General features: G+C 51.7%; 15 protein-coding genes, 1 pseudogene and 1 other annotated feature. Of the genes and pseudogenes, 8 read left to right on the forward strand and 8 right to left on the reverse strand.

The annotated features are described in order from the left end of the window. The first annotated feature begins 25 nt into the window (after nucleotides 1–25). Nucleotides 26–817, forward strand: coding sequence for a flavin reductase (locus V2546_RS07270; protein WP_329751949.1), 792 nt, complete (start codon nucleotides 26–28; stop codon nucleotides 815–817). A 74-nt stretch (nucleotides 818–891) separates the two neighbouring features. Continuing rightward, entirely contained in the window at nucleotides 892–1,404 is a 513-nt protein-coding gene (locus tag V2546_RS07275; RefSeq protein ID WP_118297709.1) for a shikimate kinase, read from the forward strand. Nucleotides 1,405–1,666: 262 nt separating this feature from the next. Here the strand turns inward: V2546_RS07275 and V2546_RS07280 are convergent. From V2546_RS07280 to V2546_RS07315, 8 genes and pseudogenes are all read right to left on the reverse strand, one after another. Next, nucleotides 1,667–1,840 (reverse strand): annotated as a pseudogene (locus tag V2546_RS07280) ([FeFe] hydrogenase H-cluster maturation GTPase HydF); the annotation flags it as partial. Nucleotides 1,841–2,294: 454 nt separating this feature from the next. Continuing rightward, nucleotides 2,295–2,963 carry a cytidylate kinase-like family protein gene (locus tag V2546_RS07285; protein WP_118531443.1) on the reverse strand — a complete coding sequence of 223 codons (669 nt, stop codon included), beginning with the start codon at nucleotides 2,961–2,963 and terminating at the stop codon, nucleotides 2,295–2,297. Between the two features lie 44 nt (nucleotides 2,964–3,007). Beyond that, a complete protein-coding gene (locus tag V2546_RS07290) occupies nucleotides 3,008–4,366 on the reverse strand; it encodes an amidohydrolase (protein ID WP_329751950.1) in 1,359 nt (452 codons plus the stop codon). A gap of 111 nt (nucleotides 4,367–4,477) precedes the next feature. Next, nucleotides 4,478–5,452, reverse strand: coding sequence for an ABC transporter ATP-binding protein (locus tag V2546_RS07295; protein ID WP_118297569.1), 975 nt, complete (start codon nucleotides 5,450–5,452; stop codon nucleotides 4,478–4,480). Next, the gene (locus V2546_RS07300; RefSeq protein WP_118297568.1) at nucleotides 5,437–6,465 is read right to left on the reverse strand and encodes an ABC transporter ATP-binding protein; all 1,029 of its coding nucleotides are present in this window, start codon (nucleotides 6,463–6,465) and stop codon (nucleotides 5,437–5,439) included. Before V2546_RS07300 ends, V2546_RS07295 begins: the two co-directional genes overlap by 16 nt. A 12-nt stretch (nucleotides 6,466–6,477) precedes the next feature. Continuing rightward, nucleotides 6,478–7,416: an ABC transporter permease gene (locus tag V2546_RS07305; RefSeq protein WP_243121918.1), complete on the reverse strand. Its 939-nt coding sequence runs from the start codon at nucleotides 7,414–7,416 to the stop codon at nucleotides 6,478–6,480. A gap of 6 nt (nucleotides 7,417–7,422) precedes the next feature. Then, nucleotides 7,423–8,373 (reverse strand): ABC transporter permease, encoded by a 951-nt coding sequence (locus V2546_RS07310; protein ID WP_118297567.1) that lies wholly within the window; start codon nucleotides 8,371–8,373, stop codon nucleotides 7,423–7,425. 140 nt (nucleotides 8,374–8,513) lie between these two features. Next, nucleotides 8,514–10,214 (reverse strand): ABC transporter substrate-binding protein, encoded by a 1,701-nt coding sequence (locus tag V2546_RS07315; protein WP_118297566.1) that lies wholly within the window; start codon nucleotides 10,212–10,214, stop codon nucleotides 8,514–8,516. A gap of 536 nt (nucleotides 10,215–10,750) precedes the next feature. Then, nucleotides 10,751–11,113 (forward strand) — a binding site (T-box leader). Nucleotides 11,114–11,209: 96 nt separating this feature from the next. Between V2546_RS07315 and V2546_RS07320 the strand changes: the two genes are divergently transcribed. From V2546_RS07320 to trpA, 6 genes are all read left to right on the forward strand, one after another. Then, on the forward strand, nucleotides 11,210–12,235 hold the full coding sequence (locus tag V2546_RS07320; protein WP_329751951.1) for a substrate-binding domain-containing protein: 1,026 nt from the start codon (nucleotides 11,210–11,212) through the stop codon (nucleotides 12,233–12,235). A gap of 133 nt (nucleotides 12,236–12,368) precedes the next feature. Continuing rightward, on the forward strand, nucleotides 12,369–14,030 hold the full coding sequence (locus V2546_RS07325) for a sugar ABC transporter ATP-binding protein (RefSeq protein ID WP_329751952.1): 1,662 nt from the start codon (nucleotides 12,369–12,371) through the stop codon (nucleotides 14,028–14,030). Further along, complete coding sequence (locus V2546_RS07330; protein WP_329751953.1) at nucleotides 14,027–14,959, forward strand: ABC transporter permease; 933 nt, start codon at nucleotides 14,027–14,029, stop codon at nucleotides 14,957–14,959. Before V2546_RS07325 ends, V2546_RS07330 begins: the two co-directional genes overlap by 4 nt. Before the next feature lie 3 nt (nucleotides 14,960–14,962). Further along, nucleotides 14,963–16,474: an FGGY family carbohydrate kinase gene (locus V2546_RS07335; protein WP_329751954.1), complete on the forward strand. Its 1,512-nt coding sequence runs from the start codon at nucleotides 14,963–14,965 to the stop codon at nucleotides 16,472–16,474. Nucleotides 16,475–16,543: 69 nt separating this feature from the next. Then, nucleotides 16,544–17,728 (forward strand): tryptophan synthase subunit beta, encoded by a 1,185-nt coding sequence (gene trpB, locus V2546_RS07340; protein WP_329751955.1) that lies wholly within the window; start codon nucleotides 16,544–16,546, stop codon nucleotides 17,726–17,728. Next, nucleotides 17,721–18,503, forward strand: coding sequence for a tryptophan synthase subunit alpha (gene trpA / locus V2546_RS07345; protein ID WP_329751956.1), 783 nt, complete (start codon nucleotides 17,721–17,723; stop codon nucleotides 18,501–18,503). The genes trpB and trpA overlap by 8 nt, the downstream gene beginning before the upstream one ends. Nucleotides 18,504–18,658: the final 155 nt, after the last annotated feature.

Genomic DNA, 18,658 nt, shown 5'->3' on the forward strand with positions numbered 1-18,658 from the left:
AGTTGAATAAAGGCGGGATCTGCAAATGGAAAAACGACAGTTTAAACCAGGAAATATGCTCTATCCGGTTCCGGCGGTCCTTGTGACAGCGGCCGACCGGGAAGGAAATTCGAATATTTTTACGGTGGCATGGGCGGGAACCATCTGCACAAACCCGCCGATGCTGTCGATCAGCGTTCGGCCGGAACGCCACTCTTACCATATGATCAGAGAGACCGGAGAGTTCGTGGTCAATTTGACGACCGAGTCCATGGTGTGGGCGACCGATTACTGCGGCGTGCGCTCCGGGCGCGATACAGATAAGTGGAAAGACACGGGACTGACGCCGGAGAAGGCAAATGTTGTCAATGTGCCGGTGATCAAAGAAAGCCCGGTAAACATTGAGTGCCGTGTTGTGAAAGTCGAGGAGCTCGGAAGCCATCACATGTTTATCGCTGATGTTGTGGCGGTGGATGTGGACGAAGCGTACATGGATGAGAAAGATACGTTCCATCTCTCTATGGCAAAGCCGCTTGCCTATTCCCATGGAAGATATTACGGGATGGGCGAGGAGCTGGGAAGCTTCGGCTACAGCGTGAGAAAGGCGGAGAAAAAGAAGATTCTGATCGGAAAGACCGCAGGAAAACAGGCTGGAAGAAAAGCGCCGGAAACGGGAAAGAAGACTGCGGAAAAAGAACTGCAGCCGCGCAGGAAAGCCGGAAATAAGGCCGGAGGAAAGACACCGGAAACCGGAAAAAAGACCTCGTCCGAAAGGAAAAACATCGGAAATCCAGGACGGAAGGCCGGATCAGGAGCCGGAAAACCGCGCAGACAGTAAAGATCTGGTGATCGGATCATGATGCGTGAACCGGAAAAATGACAGGATGTGTGACAGCAGAAAGGACTTTAGTGATGAAGAAGAAAAATATTCTGATGATCGGAATGCCGGCATCCGGAAAGAGCACCATCGGCGTGCTGCTTGCAAAGCGCCTTGGCTATTCCTTCGTGGATGTGGATCTTGTGATCCAGGAGAAGACCGGAAAACTTTTGAAGGAGATCATCGCGGAAGAAGGAGATGACGGTTTCCTTCGCGTTGAGGAGCAGGCGAACCTTGATCTGGATGTCGAAAAGTCTGTCATCGCGCCGGGCGGCAGTGTGATCTATGAGGCGAAAGCCATGGAGCACTATAAAGAGACCGCAACGATCGTGTATCTGAAATTAAATTACGAAGATCTGGAATCACGTCTCGGAAATCTTGTGGATCGCGGGGTTGTCTTAAAAGACGGAATGACACTCAGGGATCTCTACAATGAGCGCCTTCCGTACTATGAGAAATATGCGGATATCACGCTTGATGAGACCGGAAAAGAGTTCGGTGAGCTTGTAGACGAGCTGAGAGCCTATTTTGAAGGTCTGGAAAAATAAAAGGCGGATTTTTATGCATAGGCGGGGTCTGTATGATCCAATAGAAAAAGAGCCTGTATTGAGATTTGGCGAATAAATGGAGAAGCTCCGGTAAAAAGGCAGAAAGTGTTGATGCCTTTCTTTACCGGAGCTTTTACTTACGCGAACAACGAGCCAAAGTCCGCGCTTGCGCGAGACCTTGGCGACTGTCGCGATGTTTTGGCTCATTCGCACAGAAATCATGCAGAGCAGTCATAAAAACAGAAGAGCATGGAGACTGCGCTCAGAGTCCGAGACACTCGACACTTCTCTCCAAAATCCCTTTCATATATGCGATCGCGATCCCGTAATTTGTCATCGGGATCTCCTGGTCGGCGGCATTCCTTAAGCGGCTTCGCATTTCCCGTTCATTTAACATACAGCCGCCGCAGTGGATAATGAGCTTATAATGACAGAGAAAAGAAATAAGCCCGTACAAGTGTATGATACAGACCGAGTGTTAAATATGAAAGACTCCATGCAGTTCAAGAAGCTGCAGCGAGGGGATCAGACTTTCTTTTGCAGGGCATATATGTATGCCGGATAACAATTTCTTCCCTGTCAGAACATTCTTAAGGTCAGTAATAGCGAATTCGACTCTTTCCCGAAAGAATAGGAAACTTCTCGCAGGTCAGAGAACATAGAACTATCGTAACATATCAGAAAATAAAAATCAATTCCAGCCGAGCGAACAGGAAAAGATGTGGGAGTGATACTTTTTAAAGACAGAAATTTCCTGAATAAAAATCCCCGCCGCAAGAGAGAGGAAGTGCGGCGGGGCTGGTGCTGGTCCGGAGCAGGATTGGAGCCCTGGATCCAGTATTACAAAATAAAGGGAAAAATCATAACGATCAAGCAGGCGTGAACAGATATTAAATATCTTTGCCGATACTCTTCATATATTCCACGAAATCATCCCCGAATTTCAGCTTCATGCAGTCGAGTGTGAGCTTCACGCAGCGCTCATCCCCGAGTCTCGCATTGTTGAACGTCAGGTCGTAGTTGACCGGGTTAGTCCAGTAGTTGCCGCCGGTGTAATACTTGTAGTAATCCGCGCGGTACTTGTCTGTCTTCGTGATCAGGTGATGCGCCTCCTCGACCGTGATATCATCCATCCGTTCCATGACGCGCCGCAGTGTGTAGCTTCTCGGCGCCTCCACGTAGATGCTGACGACATTGTCATAATCCTTCAGGATATAATCGGCACATTTTCCGACGATGACGCAGGACTCGGAGGCGGCAAGTTTTTCGATGATGATCTTCTGATAGTCGAAAAGCCGGTCATCGGAAGTAAACTTTGAGAGCTCTCCGGTCGGTGCATGATGTTTCGGCAGTGCCTGAAGCTGTTTGGTGATCAGACTGCCGTTTAAAGTCTCGTCAGCTTCCCGGAAAAAGTGTTCCGGATAGCCGCTGTACTGGGACGCAAGTGTCAGGATCCGTTTATCATAGCTGTGGACGCCCAGCTCGTCAGCAAGCATAGCGGCGATGTCACGCCCGCCGGATCCAAATCCCCTGGCAACCGTGATAACAAAGTTTTTCATACAAGATCTCCCGTCCTTTCTGAATGGTGCATTAGTGAGACACATTATTTTGTGAAATTCAGAGTGATCGTTCCATCATCATTATATACAACAGCATCCTGATCCATCGTGATCGCGTCGATGGCAGCCAGATACTCTTCTTTTGACTTGAAGTACGGTTTTGCTTCCGCGATTACTTTCTTTCCGAGAGCAGCATCATCGGAGAGCAGCTTTGCAGCAGTCAGAACAAGGCATTCTGCCGGGTAGAGGCAGCCGAGCTTCTTATCCTGCACATAGTAATCTTTTCCATGACCGGTTCCGACAGACCCACCTGCGTGCGGGTGAACGACCGGCATGATTGCGGACACATCGCCCATATCGGTGCTGCCGGTTCCCCAGCCGCCCTCAACGACACTGTCAGGGCCTGCAACGGTCTCCATCGCCTCTTTCATGACAGCGGCCATATTTTTATCGTTGTTTAACGGGAAATAGCCCGGATGGTCATCCAGCTCCACGTTGCAGCCGATCGCGGCAGCGGAAGCGGCAAGTGCCTGGTTGACCTTGATATTGTATTTGCGGATCGCGTCGAAGGAAGCGCCGCGCACATAGGACTCCACTTTTGCAGTCTCCGGGATCGCGTTGACGGCGAGACCGGCTTCCGTGATGATCGGATGGAAACGGATGTGGTCATTGTCGGTAAAGGTCTCGCGGAGTGCATTGACGGCGTTTAAGGCGCAGGTTGCCGCGTAGAGTGCATTCCGGCCATTTTCCGGAGATCCGCCCGCATGTGAGGAAACGCCTTTGAATGTAATGTTCTTTGTGACGCAGCCATTGCAGCCGTCGCTGATGGAAAGTGCTTTTCCTTCCGCAAGCTTTCCGGAGTGGATCATCATCGCCATGTCCACACCGTCGAAATATCCGCGGTGAATGAACTCGACCTTGCCGCCGAAATATTTGATGATGCCCTGTTTCCTTAAACCTTCACGGAATCCGAGCTCGATCAGCTCCTCCGCCGGAACGGAGATAAAGCGGATCGATCCGCAGAGACCGTCGAGAGCGCCCGGCTCCTTCAAGGCAGCGGCTGTTCCGAGAAGAACCGCACACTGGGCATGATGGCCGCAGGCATGAACATAATGGGTTTCCGGATCGCAGCACGGGTGGTTTGCGACGATCAGGGAGTCGAGCTCTCCGAGGATCGCGATCTTCGGACCCGGTTTTCCGGTGTCGAGATCTGCGTAGAATCCCGGGATATTTCCGGCCTTTGTCAGGGTGTATCCGAGCTCTTCAAAGTGTTTTTCCATGTAAGCGGAAGTGTTCCACTCGCGGAATCCCGTCTCCGGGTGTGCCCAGATATAGTCTGCCGTGTCATAGATCAGTTTTTCATATTTTTCGACCATTGCGATCAGTTTTTTAGAATCGATCATCTTACATTACTCCTTTATGAAAGTATTCAGCCGTAAAGCTGTTTGGCAGTTGTTTTTCACGGATAGGAATTTTCTGAACTGAAAATTCCGCATGAGATGGCAGCAGGCAGGTTATTCGTATAAGAAACATGCCACCATATGTCCGTCTCCGGTGTCGACGAGTTTCGGGATCTCCTTTTTGCAGCGCTCCGTGCAGTGCGGGCAGCGGCCTGCGAGCGGGCAGCCGACCTGATCCCCGATCGGGCTCGGGATATCGCCGGTGAGCGGCAGGCGCTCTTTTTTCTCAAACGGGCTTTCCGGCGGGATCGCGGAGAGCAGAGCCTGCGTGTACGGGTGCTTCGGATCTGCGTAGATGCCTTCGGAGGTGTAGAACTCCATGACGCGCCCGAGGTACATGATCATGATCCGGTCACTGATATATTTGATGATGCCGAGGTCATGGGAGATGAACACATAGGTCAGGTTGAACTGCTTCTGCAGACGGCGGAAGAGGTTGATGACCTGTGCCTGGATCGAAACGTCCAGGGCGGATACCGGCTCGTCACAGACGATGATCTTCGGCTCCATCGAGAGGGCGCGCGCGATGTTCACACGCTGCCTCTGGCCGCCGGAGAACTCGTGCGGGTAGCGTTCCATGTGCTGGATGTCGAGTCCGACTTCCTGGAGATATTCTAACGCTTTCTGGCGGCGTTCCCTTGCAGTGTCACCGATGTGGTGGACCTTCATCGCCTCCTCGATCGAGTAGGAAGCCGTTTTTCTGGGATCCAGGGAGGAATACGGATCCTGGAAGATCATCTGGATATCCCTGCGGGCCGCTTCCCGGTCGTAGACAGGCATGTTCCAGAGATCCTTTCCGTTATAGGTGATCGTTCCGCCGGACGGCTTGTGGAGCTTTACAAGGCAGCGGCCCAGTGTGGACTTTCCGCATCCGGACTCACCGATGATCCCTAATGTTTCCCCTTCATAGATATCAAAAGACACATCGCTCAACGCGTGGAGAAGTTTATTCTTTTCCCCTAACTTTTTTCCGCGGATCACAAAATCCTTACTGAGATGATCGACGCTCATGATTACATTTTTCTGCATGTCTCATTCACTTCCCCTCGTGTTAATCTGTGCTCTCCGTCCTGTCTGTGGCACGCCACGAAATGTCCGGGAGCGACCTCCTTCAGCGGCGGTACCTGATTTTTACAGATCTCCGTGGCATAAGGACAGCGGTTATAAAAGTTGCAGCAGTAACCGGTAAGACGGAGATCCGGCGGTGTTCCGGGGATCGTCTTCAAATCCTCTTTCGCGGAGCTGCTGAGTTTCGGCATGGAGTCCAAAAGACCCCAGGTGTACGGGTGAAGCGGCTCTTGATAAAGAGTCTTTGTGTCCGCATATTCTACGGTATTTCCTGCATACATGACCATGACGGTGTCACACATCTCCCAGACAACGCCGAGGTTGTGGGTGATGAGCAGGATCGCGGTATTGAGCTTCTTCTGGAGGTCCTTTAAGAGCTCAAGAACCTGTGCCTGTACGGTCACATCCAGAGCGGTCGTCGGCTCGTCGGCGATGATGAGCTTCGGATGTCCGCAGACGGCCATCGCGATGATGACACGCTGGCACATGCCGCCGGAGAGCTCATGCGGATACGCGTCCATTCGTTTCTCAGCCTCCGGGATGCCGACAAGCTTTAATGCCTCAACGGCTTTGTTCCAGGCGTCCTTTTTGCTGATCTTTTCGTGTTCTCGGATCATCTCGACCATCTGGTGGCCGATCTTGAATACCGGATCTAAGGAGGTCATCGGGTTCTGGAAGATCATGCAGCACTCATCGCCTCGGAATTTTTCCATCTGGGATTCAGAAAGACTCCGGATATCAACTCCGTCGAAGATGATGGAGCCGTCCACGATCTTTCCTGTTTTTGCCGGCATGAGCCGCATGACGGAGGCGCTGGTGACGCTTTTTCCGGAACCTGATTCGCCGACGATCCCCATGGTCGTTCCTTCTTTCAGTGTAAAGCTGACGCCATCGACCGCTTTGGAAACGCCGCTCGCCTGGTAGAAATATGTTTTTAATCCATTTACTTTTAAGATTGCATCGTTTTCACTCATAGCCTGCACCTCCTACTGTTTCATTTTCGGATCCATGACATCGCGGATCCCGTCGCCCAACAGGTTGAAACCGATGACGGTCACAAGAATGAAGGCGCCTGCAGTTCCGGCTACATGGGGAGCTGTTGTCAGACAGTCACGGCCGACACGGAGAATGCTGCCCCAGGATGCGGTCGGAAGCGCGATGCCGAGTCCGAGGAAGCTTAAGGAAGCTTCGGAAATGATCGCACTTGCGATACGGAGTGTTGCGTACACGATGATCTGGGATACGCAGTTCGGTAAAATATGTAAGAATAAGAGTCTCACCGGGGAGACTCCGACAACGCGGCAGGCGTTGCAGTATTCCTCTTCCTTTACGATCAGGACCTGACCTCTCGTGACACGGGCAAATCCCGGAACACTCGCGATACCGATGGCCAGAATGACGTTCATGACGCCGTTTCCGAGAACGGTGATCAGGATCATGGCTAACAGGATAAATGGGAAAGAGAACATGCCGTCCATGACTCTCATGAGAACGGAATCGATCCATCCACCGAAATATCCGGCAGTGAGTCCGATGAGCACGCCGATGATGGCGCCGACGATCGTGGCACCGACTGCGACGATCATGGATACGCGGGAGCCGTAGATGATACGGGATAAGATGTCACGCCCGAGATCGTCCGTTCCGAAGAGATGTCCCGGCGTTCCGATCCCCTTAAACGGCAGAACAGGATTGATCGCATTCGGGTCATACGGCGCGATGAGAGGAGCAAACACGGCGAGGATGACCATGAAGGCAACGATGAAGAAGCCTACGAGAGCGGTCTTATTTCTGGCTAACTTATGCCATGCATTGTTGGCATTTCGTTCTTTTAAGAGCATTGCGATGTTGGCGTCTTTTCCAAGAGCATCGCCGGATGTGGAAGAAGCTGCGGCAGCAGCAGGTTTTTTCTTGAAGAATGTCATGGCATATCACCCCTTTTCCAGTTTTACTTTCGGATTCAGGATCGCATAAGCGATATCGACTAACATGTTGCAGAAGACGAACATGATCGCGGAGAAGAGAACGGTTCCCTGGATCAGGGAATAATCGCGGTTGTTGATCGCGGTGTTGATCATGGTTCCCATGCCCGGCCAGGAGAAGATTCCCTCTGTGATGATCGCACCGGTAAAGGTTCCGGCGATCTGAAGTCCGAGAACGGTGATCAGCGGCGGGAGTGCGTTCTTTAATCCGTGGATCAGGATGACTTTCATTTTCCGGATGCCGCGGGCTCTGAGACATCGGATGTAGTCACTGCTCATGATGTCGATCATGCTGGAACGCATGGTTCTCGCGAAAGTCGCCATCGGGATCGTCGCGAGACAGAAACCTGGCAGGATCATGTGGCTCACCACATCCCCGATGCCTTTGGAGATGTCGCCCATGCCCATGACAGGCAGGAGATTCATTTTAACGGAAAACTGGAGGACCAGCATAAGAGCCAGCCAGAAGATTGGCATGGACACGCCGACGAGCGTGATGACCATGACAATGTAATCGAAGATCGTATTCTGCTTTAAAGCAGCGATGATGCCGACGCTGGTTCCGATGATGAAAGCGAAGAAAAGTGCTGTCAGCGTCAGAGTCAGTGTATTCGGGATCCTGGAAGTGATGAGCGGAAGAACGTCCTGGCGGTAACTGTAGGAGTAACCGAAATCACCGTGGACGAGTCCGTTTAAATAGAGTGCGTACTGTTCCGGGAGCGGTTTATCGAGGTTCATCTCGGCTCTCATGGCTTCGATGTCCTCCGCATTTGCCTCAATGCCCAGGATCGCCACAGCCGGATCGCCGGGCAGCATTCTTGTCAGGCAGAAGGTCAGTGTAACGACGACCAGAAGTGTGGGGATCGTCTGCAATAATCGTTTGATGATGATCTTTCCCATAAAAATCCAATCCTTTCATGACTGTCCGGATCCATCATCGGGACTGTGAATGGGGGAACAGTCGATTTTTGCGAACATTTCTACAGAAAAAGGGAAACAAATCAGATTTGCTTCCCCTTTCTGCAGATTTTGTAATAGTTTTATTCTTCGATCCAGATATTGTTGAACGGTGTTGCGACTAACATCTGGTTATCAGCACGGAGAACCGCGTTATGTACTTTCGGGGATACTGCCCAGTTCCGGCACTCGTATGCGTAGTAGATACCGGTGTATTCGTTCATAACTTTCTCAATTGCTTCCTTGTAGTATTTGGCACGCTCAGCAGTGTCAGTGGAGCCAAAGCCTTTGTTGAGGAGGTCATCCATCTCCGGATCATTGTAGCCGCCTGCGTTGGAGGAAGCGTGGATGGTCTGGGAACTGAAGAACTTTCCAAGGAAACCGTAAGGATCCGGGTTGCTGTTCCAGCTTACGCCGTAGCTGTTTACGGTATCAGCCTGCCAGGAATCGACAACGGTTGCGGACCAGTCGGCCATCGTGGAGGACTTGATATCAAGTGTGACTCCGATCTGGCTCCAGTAGTACTGTAACATCTGCGCCATCTTCTCACGGTATGTAGTGGATCCGATGTAAAGGCTCATGGTGAAGCCATCCGGATAACCGGCCTCCGCGAGGAGTTTCTTTGCACCTTCCGGATCGTAGGAAGGTACGAGGTCATTGTAGGCAGTGTCATATGCGAAGGAGTATACCGGTAACGGCTGGTAAGCTCTCGTGCCCTCACCGTACTGATAAATGCCGGCTACCATGGAATCGATGTCGACTGCCATTGTGAGAGCTTTTCTGACATCTGCATTTGCAGTCGGACCATTCTGCATATTAAAGCGGACGTAGGTGACAGCGGAGCTTGCGGTCTGGAGTAAGAGACCTGCATCCTGGGCACGCTTGATCGCTTCGCCCTGGAGATACATCGCGATATCGACCTCACCGGTCTGTACTGCGTTGATCGCCTGATTGGAGTCGGAGATGATGCGGAATTCAATTCCATCGACGTTCGGCTCGGTCCCCCAGTAATTGTCATTCTTCTTTAAAACAACCTTTTCATCGGTTACCATCTCTTCGAGGGTGAATGGACCGGTACCAACGATATGGGAACCAAACTCATCTCCCCAGCCTTCGACTTCCTCTTTCGGAAGAATGACGTTTCCGATCTCAGCTAACTGGTTGATGAACGGTCCTGCAACGGACTTCATATGGATCACGACCTGAGTCGGACTTGTCACTTCGCAGTAATCGAAGAAGTCACGGCAGATACGGTCTGTGGTACTTTCATTTTTGCTTCGTTCGAGAGAGTACTTGACGTCCTCTGCAGTCATCTTTCTTCCGTCCTGGAACTTTCCTTTCTGGAAATAGACATCGTCTCTTAAGTTGATGGTGTAGGTGAGACCATCATCGCTGGCGGTGTAATCCGTCGCAAGACATGGAAGAAGTTCTTTGTAATCCTGATCCCAGATAAATAAAGTCTCCATGACGTTGTACATGATGTGGTTTTCATACATCGTGGAGTAGGATTTCGGATCGAGAGTCAGCGGGGAAGATGGCATGGACACTACCAGTGTTCCGCCCTTTACGGCTTCTCCGTCGGAAGAACCAACTGCGATACCGGAAGCAAGTGTCTGATCTGTGGATTTGGCATCCGGAGACACTGCGTTGGATGAGGCAGCAGCCGTCTCAGCGGTGGAACCGGCTGTTGTCTGGGAGGTCGTCTGGGAACCGCCGCATCCTGCCAGGGAAGATGCTGCCATAACGGCTGCGGCTGCAAGTGCGATCAATCGTCTTTTCTTCATAAGAATCTCTCCTCTCTCTTTTTTTACGAACGATCCGCCGGATCCTGGTACCGGTGAAATAAAACCGGCAGTCGCTTTGGAAGATCCGGGTAAAAAAGAAAGGCGCACTTCTGACAGAAGTTATCGCCTTTGATAAATGGGGGGATCGTTAATAAAATTATGTGCCTAAGAATAAAACCAGAACTTAAAAAAGTCAAGTATTTTTTACTTTTGCTTTACTTAATTCGGCGAAATGTTCAAAAAATAATAATTTTGTAACTTATGTATGTACATAATTGGAAAAGTCAGAATATTTTTTAGCATATAGTGCGATATGGTTACTTTTTACGGGGAGGAATTTTCTGAACTGAAAACTCCGTATGACACATATATTCCTACCAACGAAATGGGGAATAATATTATAAAGACAGTGACTGAAAACGTCCAATTAAAAATAATAGGGACTGGATATAAGAAATTCTAATGTAAATATTCTGAAAATGAAATTGACAGATGCAGAGAAGTGTGCTAATCTTGGAACCATAAAAATTAAAAACAAAAAGTCGATGAGCAAAGAGAGTACATTCGGAATGAAATCACAGAGAGCTGTCGGTGGTGGAAGACAGTATGGAGTTCCCTATGGAATGGGTTTGTGAGACGCCAGGTGAAAGAATTTCGAGTAGCTGCGGCCGTGATTCCTGCGTTAAAGGATAAGAGTATCGAAAGAGATTTCCGTACTCTGAAACGAGACAGATTGGTGGCAGATATTCCGATGTGGGATAGCTGCTTTTTTTGTTCTAAAGGATCGGATCGTCAAGGCAGGTGCAGATTAAGAATCGCTGTGGGCAATGACAGCCGGCTTTCAGAATGATCCAGGATCTGTAAAATCGGGTGGCACCACGAAAAATTTCGTCCCGGCATAGTGAGAACTATGTCCGGGATTTTTTGTTTCAAAAAAAGCCCCACCTTACTTATCCCTGCAGGAAGCAGTCGACAAAAACGAGGAGGAAATGATTATGAGAAAAATGACAGCGATCATGAACCTTGCTGCAGCCGCAGCTCTTGCAGGGATCCTGCTTACCGGGTGTTCCACAGAGGCGGACGAGACAACGGCGGCAACGACAGCAGCTGAAGCAGAAACAACGACAGCTGCAGTCGGAGAATCTGCAGAAACGACAGAGGGCGGTACCCTTTCCGGAAAGAAGATCTCCGTCATGACCCCGTACCTCACCTCCGTCACGACAAATCAGATGGCGGGATACATTAAGGAAGATCTGGAAGCGGAAGGCGCAGAAGTCTTTGTGATCGACACGGCGAACGACTTTGCAGAGCTTGCGAGCCGCATCGAGGATGTTGTTTCTTCCGGAACAGACGGGATCGTTCTTGTGAGCGCTGATCCGAACCAGGTTGCAAACCAGCTTCAGGACGCTTTTGACGCGGACATCCCGGTATTCGGATGCGACAGTGGATTTATCGATGGAATGCAGATCAATGCGACAAGTGACAATTACCAGATGGGCGAGCTTATTGTGAGATATTTATTTGACGATCTGATGGGCGGAAAGGGAACCGTGATCGCCCTGACCCACAGACCGCATCCGGGTGTTGTAAAGCGCTGTGAGGCATTTGATGACATTATCAAAGAGTATCCGGACATCAAGCTCATCACAGAGCAGCATGTACCGGCGGAACAGCCGATCAATGATGCACAGGACATCGTCGCAAACCTTTTAACCGCGAATTCGGAGAAAGATTCCATCACAGCCGTATTCGCGGCATGGGATGAACCGGCGATCGGTGCAACAAAGGCACTCCAGGAGGCAGGACGTGACGAAGTCATTGTCACAGGCGTTGACGGAAATGAGCAGGCGATCGAGATGATCAAGGACGGCACAAACTTAAAGGCGACCGTAAAACAGAACTTTGAAGGCATGGCTGATATCGTTTGTGAGCAGATGGATCAGTATTTTAACGGTGAGGAGATCGAAAAAGGCGAGATGTACGCGCCGGCGGAGCTGATTACACAGGAGAATGCACAGTAGGCCCGGGCGAATACACATGAGACTTACGCGTGAAAAGCAAGTGATCCCGGTCAGTAAAAGCAAAGAGGGAAAGGCAGTTGCTGAAAGCTTTTGCAGGTACTCAGAAAAATATGATCAAGGCAGGTGATACAGGATGTTGCTGGATGTAAGAAATACAGACAAGAAATTTAACGGCGTATATGCGCTGAAAGATCTCAACTTTTCTCTGGATGCCGGGGAGATCCACGGACTTGTCGGTGAGAACGGTGCCGGAAAGTCCACGTTTATCAAGATCCTCGGCGGAGTCTACAAAAGAGACGGCGGCAGCATCCTGTGGGACGGAAAGGAACTTCCGGAGGAGATCCGGCCGGAGGAGAGCAGGAATCTCGGGATCAATATCATCTTCCAGGATAATGTCCTGATCCCGGCATTCACGGGAGCGGAAAATATCTGTCTCGGAAGACCGTATCCGGTAAAAGGCGGGCTGATCCGGTGGAAGGAAATGGAGCGGGAAGCGGAGGAAAAAGCCGCGGAACTCGGGATCCGGCTGGATCTGAAGAAACCGGTCTCTGCGATGACTCCGGCACAGAAAAAATGCGTGGAGATCGTCCGGGCGATGATGAGCGACTGTAAGCTCCTGATCCTGGATGAGCCGACGGCATCGCTTTCCGATAAGGAGACGAAGCTTCTGTTTTCCATTGTGAGAAACTTAAAGGCGAAAGGAACCTCGGTCCTTTACGTGACGCACCGGCTGGAGGAGATCATGGAGCTGACTGACCGGGTGACAGTCCTGAGGAACGGGATGCTGGTATCTACTGTGAAGACGGAGGAGACGAGCCGGAAAGAACTGGTGCGGCTGATGAGCGGAAATGAGGCCGCGGACGGTGTTGACGGATCGGAAGAGCATGGGATTACAGAAAGAGAGGATTCGGCAGAAAAGAACGCAGGGCAGTCTGTGAGAGCGGGAGAAGCTTATCGCGGAGAAGGTAGAAACGCAGATGGGTGTGATGCGCAGGACATTGGAAAAACGGAAAAACAAGTTGGAAATGGGACTGTGACTGCACCGGGAAAAACTGCGTTGGAAGTCCACGGAATCCGCTCCGGGGACGGGATCGTCCGGGGCGTTGACCTGGAAGTAAAAACAGGACGGATCACCGGAATGTTCGGACTCTGTGGAAGCGGGCGGACGGAATTCCTCGAATGCATCTACGGAACGAGAAAGCTGGCGGGCGGCACGATCGCGGTAAATGGAAAGACGACCGCGCATCCGACCCCATCGGGATCCATTCGGCAGGGAATGGCGTTCATCTGCGAGGACCGGAGAGGAAAAGCAATGATCCCGTCCTTTTCGATCAAGGAAAATATGATGCTCTCTTCGATCGACCGTTATACGAAAAACGGGTGGTTCCGGAAGCAGGACGCAGGAATAAAAGCGGCGGAGATGATCGGGGCGCTAAAGATCAAATGCACGGGTGCCGGGCAGCCGGCAAAAGAGCTCTCGGGCGGAAACCAGCAGAAAGTCGTCTTTGCGAAGGCACTCCTCACGGAACCGTCGATCTGGATCTGTGATGAGCCGACCCAGGCGGTGGATGTGGCGACGAGACAGGAGATCCACAGACTGCTGAGAAAAGAAGCAGAAAAAGGGAAAGCTGTTCTCTACGTCTCATCGGATCTCACGGAGCTTCTGGAGATCGCCGACGAGGTTGCCGTCATGGCATATGGGAAAGTCCGGAAGACATTTGAAAATAAAGACCTGAAGCCGGCGGATGTGCTGGCTTGCTGTTATGAGGCGGAGAGAGAGGAAAACGACAGATGAGAGGAAAAGCATTAAAGAATTACGGAACGGTCGCTGCGCTGGTGGTGATCATCGGGATTTTTGGACTTTTAAGACCTGCGTCGTTTTTTACACTGAAAAACTTCCTTAATATAACTCGTCAGGCTGCACCGCTTGCGATCATTGCGCTCGGAGCAACCTTCGTCATGACGGTCAACGAATTTGATCTTTCAATCGGAAATATCGTGAGTCTTGGCGGCGTCATTGCTGCGCTTTTATCGATCCGGGGCGTTCCGGTCCCGGTCTGCTTCCTCGCGGCGGTCGCTGTGGGGATCGTGGTCGGAGGCGTGAACGGAGTGATCGTCGCGAAGTTCGGGATCCTTTCTTTTATCACAACACTTGGGATGGGAACGGTCCTGGACGGCGTGATTTACGGACTTACCGGTGGAACGACCGTATTTAACGGGATCCCGAAGAGCTTCACGATCCCAGGGATCTTAAAGATCGCAGACATCCCGTTCATCACGATCGTGGCGGTCGTGCTCTATCTGGTATTTCATATTTTTATGAACCACATGGCGGCAGGAAGAAAGCTCTATGCGATCGGCGGAAGTGAGGAGGCGGCGAAAGTTGCCGGGATCCGGATCTCCCGATACCGTGTCCTCGCGTTTACGCTGTGCGCTGCGCTTGCAGGACTTGCGGGATCCCTCGTGGCGTCCCGCGTCGGATCCGCGAATACGACAGCCGGGCAGGGATATTTCCTGCAGGCGTATGCAGCCGTATTTATCGGCTGTACGGTCTCAAAGAGCGGTGTCCCGTGCGTCGTCGGAACGTTAGTCGGAACGATCATCCTGGCAGTTCTGGCAAACGGACTTACGATCTTGCAGATGCCGAGTTTCATGCAGAACATCATCACCGGCGGGATCATCATTCTCGCGGTTGTGGTCCAGAAGCTTGGAGCGGGGAGGTAGATCATGTTAGCAGCAACCTTTGATATCGGAACGACGGCAGTCAAGGCTGTCGTTGTAAATGAAAACGGGGAAGCGGTTTTTACCGGAAGCTCCGTGATCCATACGATCGAGACAGAAAATTTTAAAGAGCAGGACCCGGATGAGTGGTATGAGGCATTCTGCGGACTCTCAAAAGAATTGTTTGAGATCATCCCCGCCGCGGAGATCGGTGCCGTCATCTTTTCCGGTCAGATGCAGGATGTGATCCCGGTCGGTGCGGACGGAAAGGCACTTGGAAACGCGATCCTCTATTCGGACGGACGTGCGGATGAACAGGCGCGGGCGATCATAAGGGAGGCGGCAAAGCGGAATGTGGTGCCGCTAGGAGATGCGTATATCGCGGAGATCACGGGAAACCACTTCGACGGATCGATGCCACTCGCAAAAATCCTGTGGCTAAAGGAAAACAAACCGGAGATCTATGAAAAAACCGCATGTTTCCTCATCAGTTCGAAGGATTATGTGATCACAAGACTGACCGGAGTGTTTGCCGGGGACATGACAGCGTGTTCCACGGCCGGGGCCATGGACCTCGATCGGAAGGAATGGTCGGAAGAGCTGATCGAAGCCGCCGGACTCGACAGGGACCGGTTCCCGAAGCTTTTTTGCGCACACGAATGTGTCGGGACTGTCACGGAGGCGGGCGCTCTTGAAAGTGGGTACGCCGTGGGGACAAAAGTTTACGCGGGAACCGGAGATGCGGGCGCGACGACACTCGCGAGCGGGATCCTGTCTCCGGGAGAGTATAATATCAACCTCGGAACATCCGGCTGGGTGGCAGCCGTCTCGGACCGGCGGATGGAGAGCGAAGGCGGCGGATTCAACCTGGCGGCGATGCAGAAAGATCTTCTGATCAACGTGGTTCCGTTCTTAAACGGCGGAAATGTCCACCGGCTGATCGCGAAGATCCTGTCCAGAGATCCGGACGGGACGCCGGATTTCGAATATATCTCAGAACTCCTGGAACAAGCGGAGCCGGGAAGTCACGGACTTTTCTTTCTCCCGTATGTGACGGGCGAGCGGTTCCCGATCATGGACAGCAGCGTCCGGGGAAGTTTCTTAGGACTTTCGCAGGAGACAACGGCGGCGGATCTGGCGCAGAGCGTCCTGGAAGGTGTGGCATTTTCCATCCGCCAGGGATTGGAGCTCTTTGACCAGCCCGCGAAAAAGATCACGCTGATCGGCGGCGGCGCGCGAGAGCGGCGATGGTGCTGGATCCTGAGCAATGTCATGGGACAAAAGATTTTTGTATACAAAGATCCGGACCTTCTTCCGGCGCTGGCGATCGCTTCGGCGGTATTCGTTGCGGAGGGCGTGATCCCGGACTATCAGGCATTTATCAGCACGCTGGAGAGCCGCGGACATTGCGATACCGTGGAACCGGATCCGGAGATCTCGGCGAGGTATCATGGGATTTACCAGAGATATAAGGGGATCTACCCGCTGGTGCGAGAGTTTTACTCGGAGAAATACTAATCAGAACGCAAAAAATGATCGACAAAGTCGATCTGAAACAATATCAGGCTACAAGAGGAGGAAACATCTATGTCAAAAGGCAGATTTGGCGCACATGGCGGTCAGTATATTCCTGAGACGCTCATGAATGCGGTACTGGAACTCGAAGAGGCATACAACCATTACAAAAATGACCCGGAATTCCAGAAAGAACTTACAATACTTTTAAATGAGTACGCAGGCAGACCGTCAAGACTCTACTATGCGGAGCACATGACAAAGGATCTCGGCGGAGCAAAGATCTATTTAAAGAGAGAAGATCTGAATCACACCGGCGCCCACAAGATCAACAACGTACTCGGTCAGATGCTTCTCGCGAAGAAGATGGGAAAGACCCGTGTCATCGCCGAGACAGGCGCAGGCCAGCACGGCGTAGCGACAGCGACGGCGGCGGCGCTCTTTGGCATGGAGTGCGAGATCTACATGGGCGTGGAGGATACGAAGCGACAGGCACTCAATGTATACAAGATGCGCCTTCTCGGAGCAAAAGTCCATGCGGTGACGACAGGAACCGGCACATTAAAGGATGCTGTTTCCGAGGCGATGAGAGAGTGGACGAACCGGATCGAGGACACCCATTACGTTCTCGGCTCCTGCATGGGACCGCACCCGTTCCCGACGATCGTCCGTGATTTCCAGGCAGTTATCTCCAAGGAGATCAAGGAGCAGATGTTAGAGAAAGAGGGACGTCTTCCGGACGCAGTTCTCGCCTGTGTCGGCGGCGGATCCAACGCTATCGGCGCATTCTACAACTTCATCGAGGATAAGGACGTTCAGCTTATCGGCTGCGAGGCAGCAGGACGCGGCGTGAACACAGCAGAGACAGCGGCGACCATCGCGACAGGACGTCTCGGAATTTTCCATGGCATGAAGTCCTATTTCTGCCAGGATGAATATGGCCAGATCGCCCCGGTATATTCCATCTCCGCAGGTCTTGACTATCCGGGAATCGGACCGGAACACGCAAATCTTTACGATACAGGACGGGCCCAATATGTGGCAGTTACCGATGATGAGGCGGTCGATGCATTCGAGTATCTCTCCAGAATCGAGGGAATCATCCCGGCGATCGAGAGCGCTCATGCCATCGCATACGCAATGAAGCTTGCACCGACGATGGGAAAGGATAAGATCATTGTCGTCAATGTTTCCGGAAGAGGAGACAAGGACTGTGCAGCAATCGCAAGATACAGAGGGGAGGATATTCATGAGTAAGATCGCAAACGCCTTCAAAGGCGGAAATGGAAAGGCATTTATCCCGTTTATCACCTGCGGTGACCCGTCCTTAGAGGTTACAGAGCAGCTTGTATACGCAATGGAGGAGGCAGGAGCAAACCTTATCGAGCTTGGAATTCCGTTCTCCGATCCGACGGCAGAGGGACCGGTGATTCAGGCGGCCAATACCCGCGCTTTGTCCGGCGGCGTGACCACCGACAAAATTTTTGCAATGGTTGAAAAAATTCGGAAAAATACACAAATTCCGATGGTATTCATGACATACGCGAACGTTGTGTTCTCCTACGGAACAGAGCGCTTTATTAAGAAGGCGTCTGAGCTCGGCATGGACGGACTGATCCTGCCGGATGTGCCGTATGAGGAGAAAGAAGAGTTTGATTCGGTATGCAAAAAGTACGATATGGATCTGATCTCCCTCATTGCCCCGACCTCCCGCGAGCGTATCAGTATGATCGCGAAAGAGGCGTCCGGCTTTGTATACTGCGTATCTTCGCTTGGCGTTACCGGAACGAGAAGTGAGATCACAACGGATATCGGCGCGATGGTAGAACTTGTGAAGAAAGCGAAGGACATTCCGTGTGCGGTCGGCTTCGGAATCTCCACACCGGAGCAGGCAAAGAAGATGGCAGGGCTTTCCGACGGTGCTATCGTTGGTTCCGCGATTGTGAAGCTCTGCGGAACGTATGGAAAAGATGCGGTTCCGTATGTGAAAGAGTATGTGAAGTCTATGTGTGACGCGGTGCATGGGATCTAAGAATCGTCCGGGAAACGCTCCGCGAGGATGTACAGTGATTTTGATAGGAATAAGCCAGTTTCGCTGACCAGAATCACACGCCAAGTCTCACGGTCGTTCGACTTAAATGCAGAAGAATGTTGTCGAAATGGTAATTGGGAACATGCACTTTTGCG

The organism is Clostridium sp. CM74B_53, assembly GCF_036318045.1.
Lineage (GTDB): Bacteria > Bacillota > Clostridia > Lachnospirales > Lachnospiraceae > Pilosibacter.

What these genes read in the sequence shown, in the direction of transcription:
- V2546_RS07270 (WP_329751949.1), top strand. Translation starts at nt 26, where the DNA reads ATGGAAAAACGACAGTTTAAACCAGGAAATATGCTCTATCCGGTTCCG.
- V2546_RS07275 (WP_118297709.1), top strand. Translation starts at nt 892, where the DNA reads ATGAAGAAGAAAAATATTCTGATGATCGGAATGCCGGCATCCGGAAAG.
- V2546_RS07285 (WP_118531443.1), bottom strand. Translation starts at nt 2,963, where the DNA reads ATGAAAAACTTTGTTATCACGGTTGCCAGGGGATTTGGATCCGGCGGG.
- V2546_RS07290 (WP_329751950.1), bottom strand. Translation starts at nt 4,366, where the DNA reads ATGATCGATTCTAAAAAACTGATCGCAATGGTCGAAAAATATGAAAAA.
- V2546_RS07295 (WP_118297569.1), bottom strand. Translation starts at nt 5,452, where the DNA reads ATGCAGAAAAATGTAATCATGAGCGTCGATCATCTCAGTAAGGATTTT.
- V2546_RS07300 (WP_118297568.1), bottom strand. Translation starts at nt 6,465, where the DNA reads ATGAGTGAAAACGATGCAATCTTAAAAGTAAATGGATTAAAAACATAT.
- V2546_RS07305 (WP_243121918.1), bottom strand. Translation starts at nt 7,416, where the DNA reads ATGACATTCTTCAAGAAAAAACCTGCTGCTGCCGCAGCTTCTTCCACA.
- V2546_RS07310 (WP_118297567.1), bottom strand. Translation starts at nt 8,373, where the DNA reads ATGGGAAAGATCATCATCAAACGATTATTGCAGACGATCCCCACACTT.
- V2546_RS07315 (WP_118297566.1), bottom strand. Translation starts at nt 10,214, where the DNA reads ATGAAGAAAAGACGATTGATCGCACTTGCAGCCGCAGCCGTTATGGCA.
- V2546_RS07320 (WP_329751951.1), top strand. Translation starts at nt 11,210, where the DNA reads ATGAGAAAAATGACAGCGATCATGAACCTTGCTGCAGCCGCAGCTCTT.
- V2546_RS07325 (WP_329751952.1), top strand. Translation starts at nt 12,369, where the DNA reads ATGTTGCTGGATGTAAGAAATACAGACAAGAAATTTAACGGCGTATAT.
- V2546_RS07330 (WP_329751953.1), top strand. Translation starts at nt 14,027, where the DNA reads ATGAGAGGAAAAGCATTAAAGAATTACGGAACGGTCGCTGCGCTGGTG.
- V2546_RS07335 (WP_329751954.1), top strand. Translation starts at nt 14,963, where the DNA reads ATGTTAGCAGCAACCTTTGATATCGGAACGACGGCAGTCAAGGCTGTC.
- trpB (WP_329751955.1), top strand. Translation starts at nt 16,544, where the DNA reads ATGTCAAAAGGCAGATTTGGCGCACATGGCGGTCAGTATATTCCTGAG.
- trpA (WP_329751956.1), top strand. Translation starts at nt 17,721, where the DNA reads ATGAGTAAGATCGCAAACGCCTTCAAAGGCGGAAATGGAAAGGCATTT.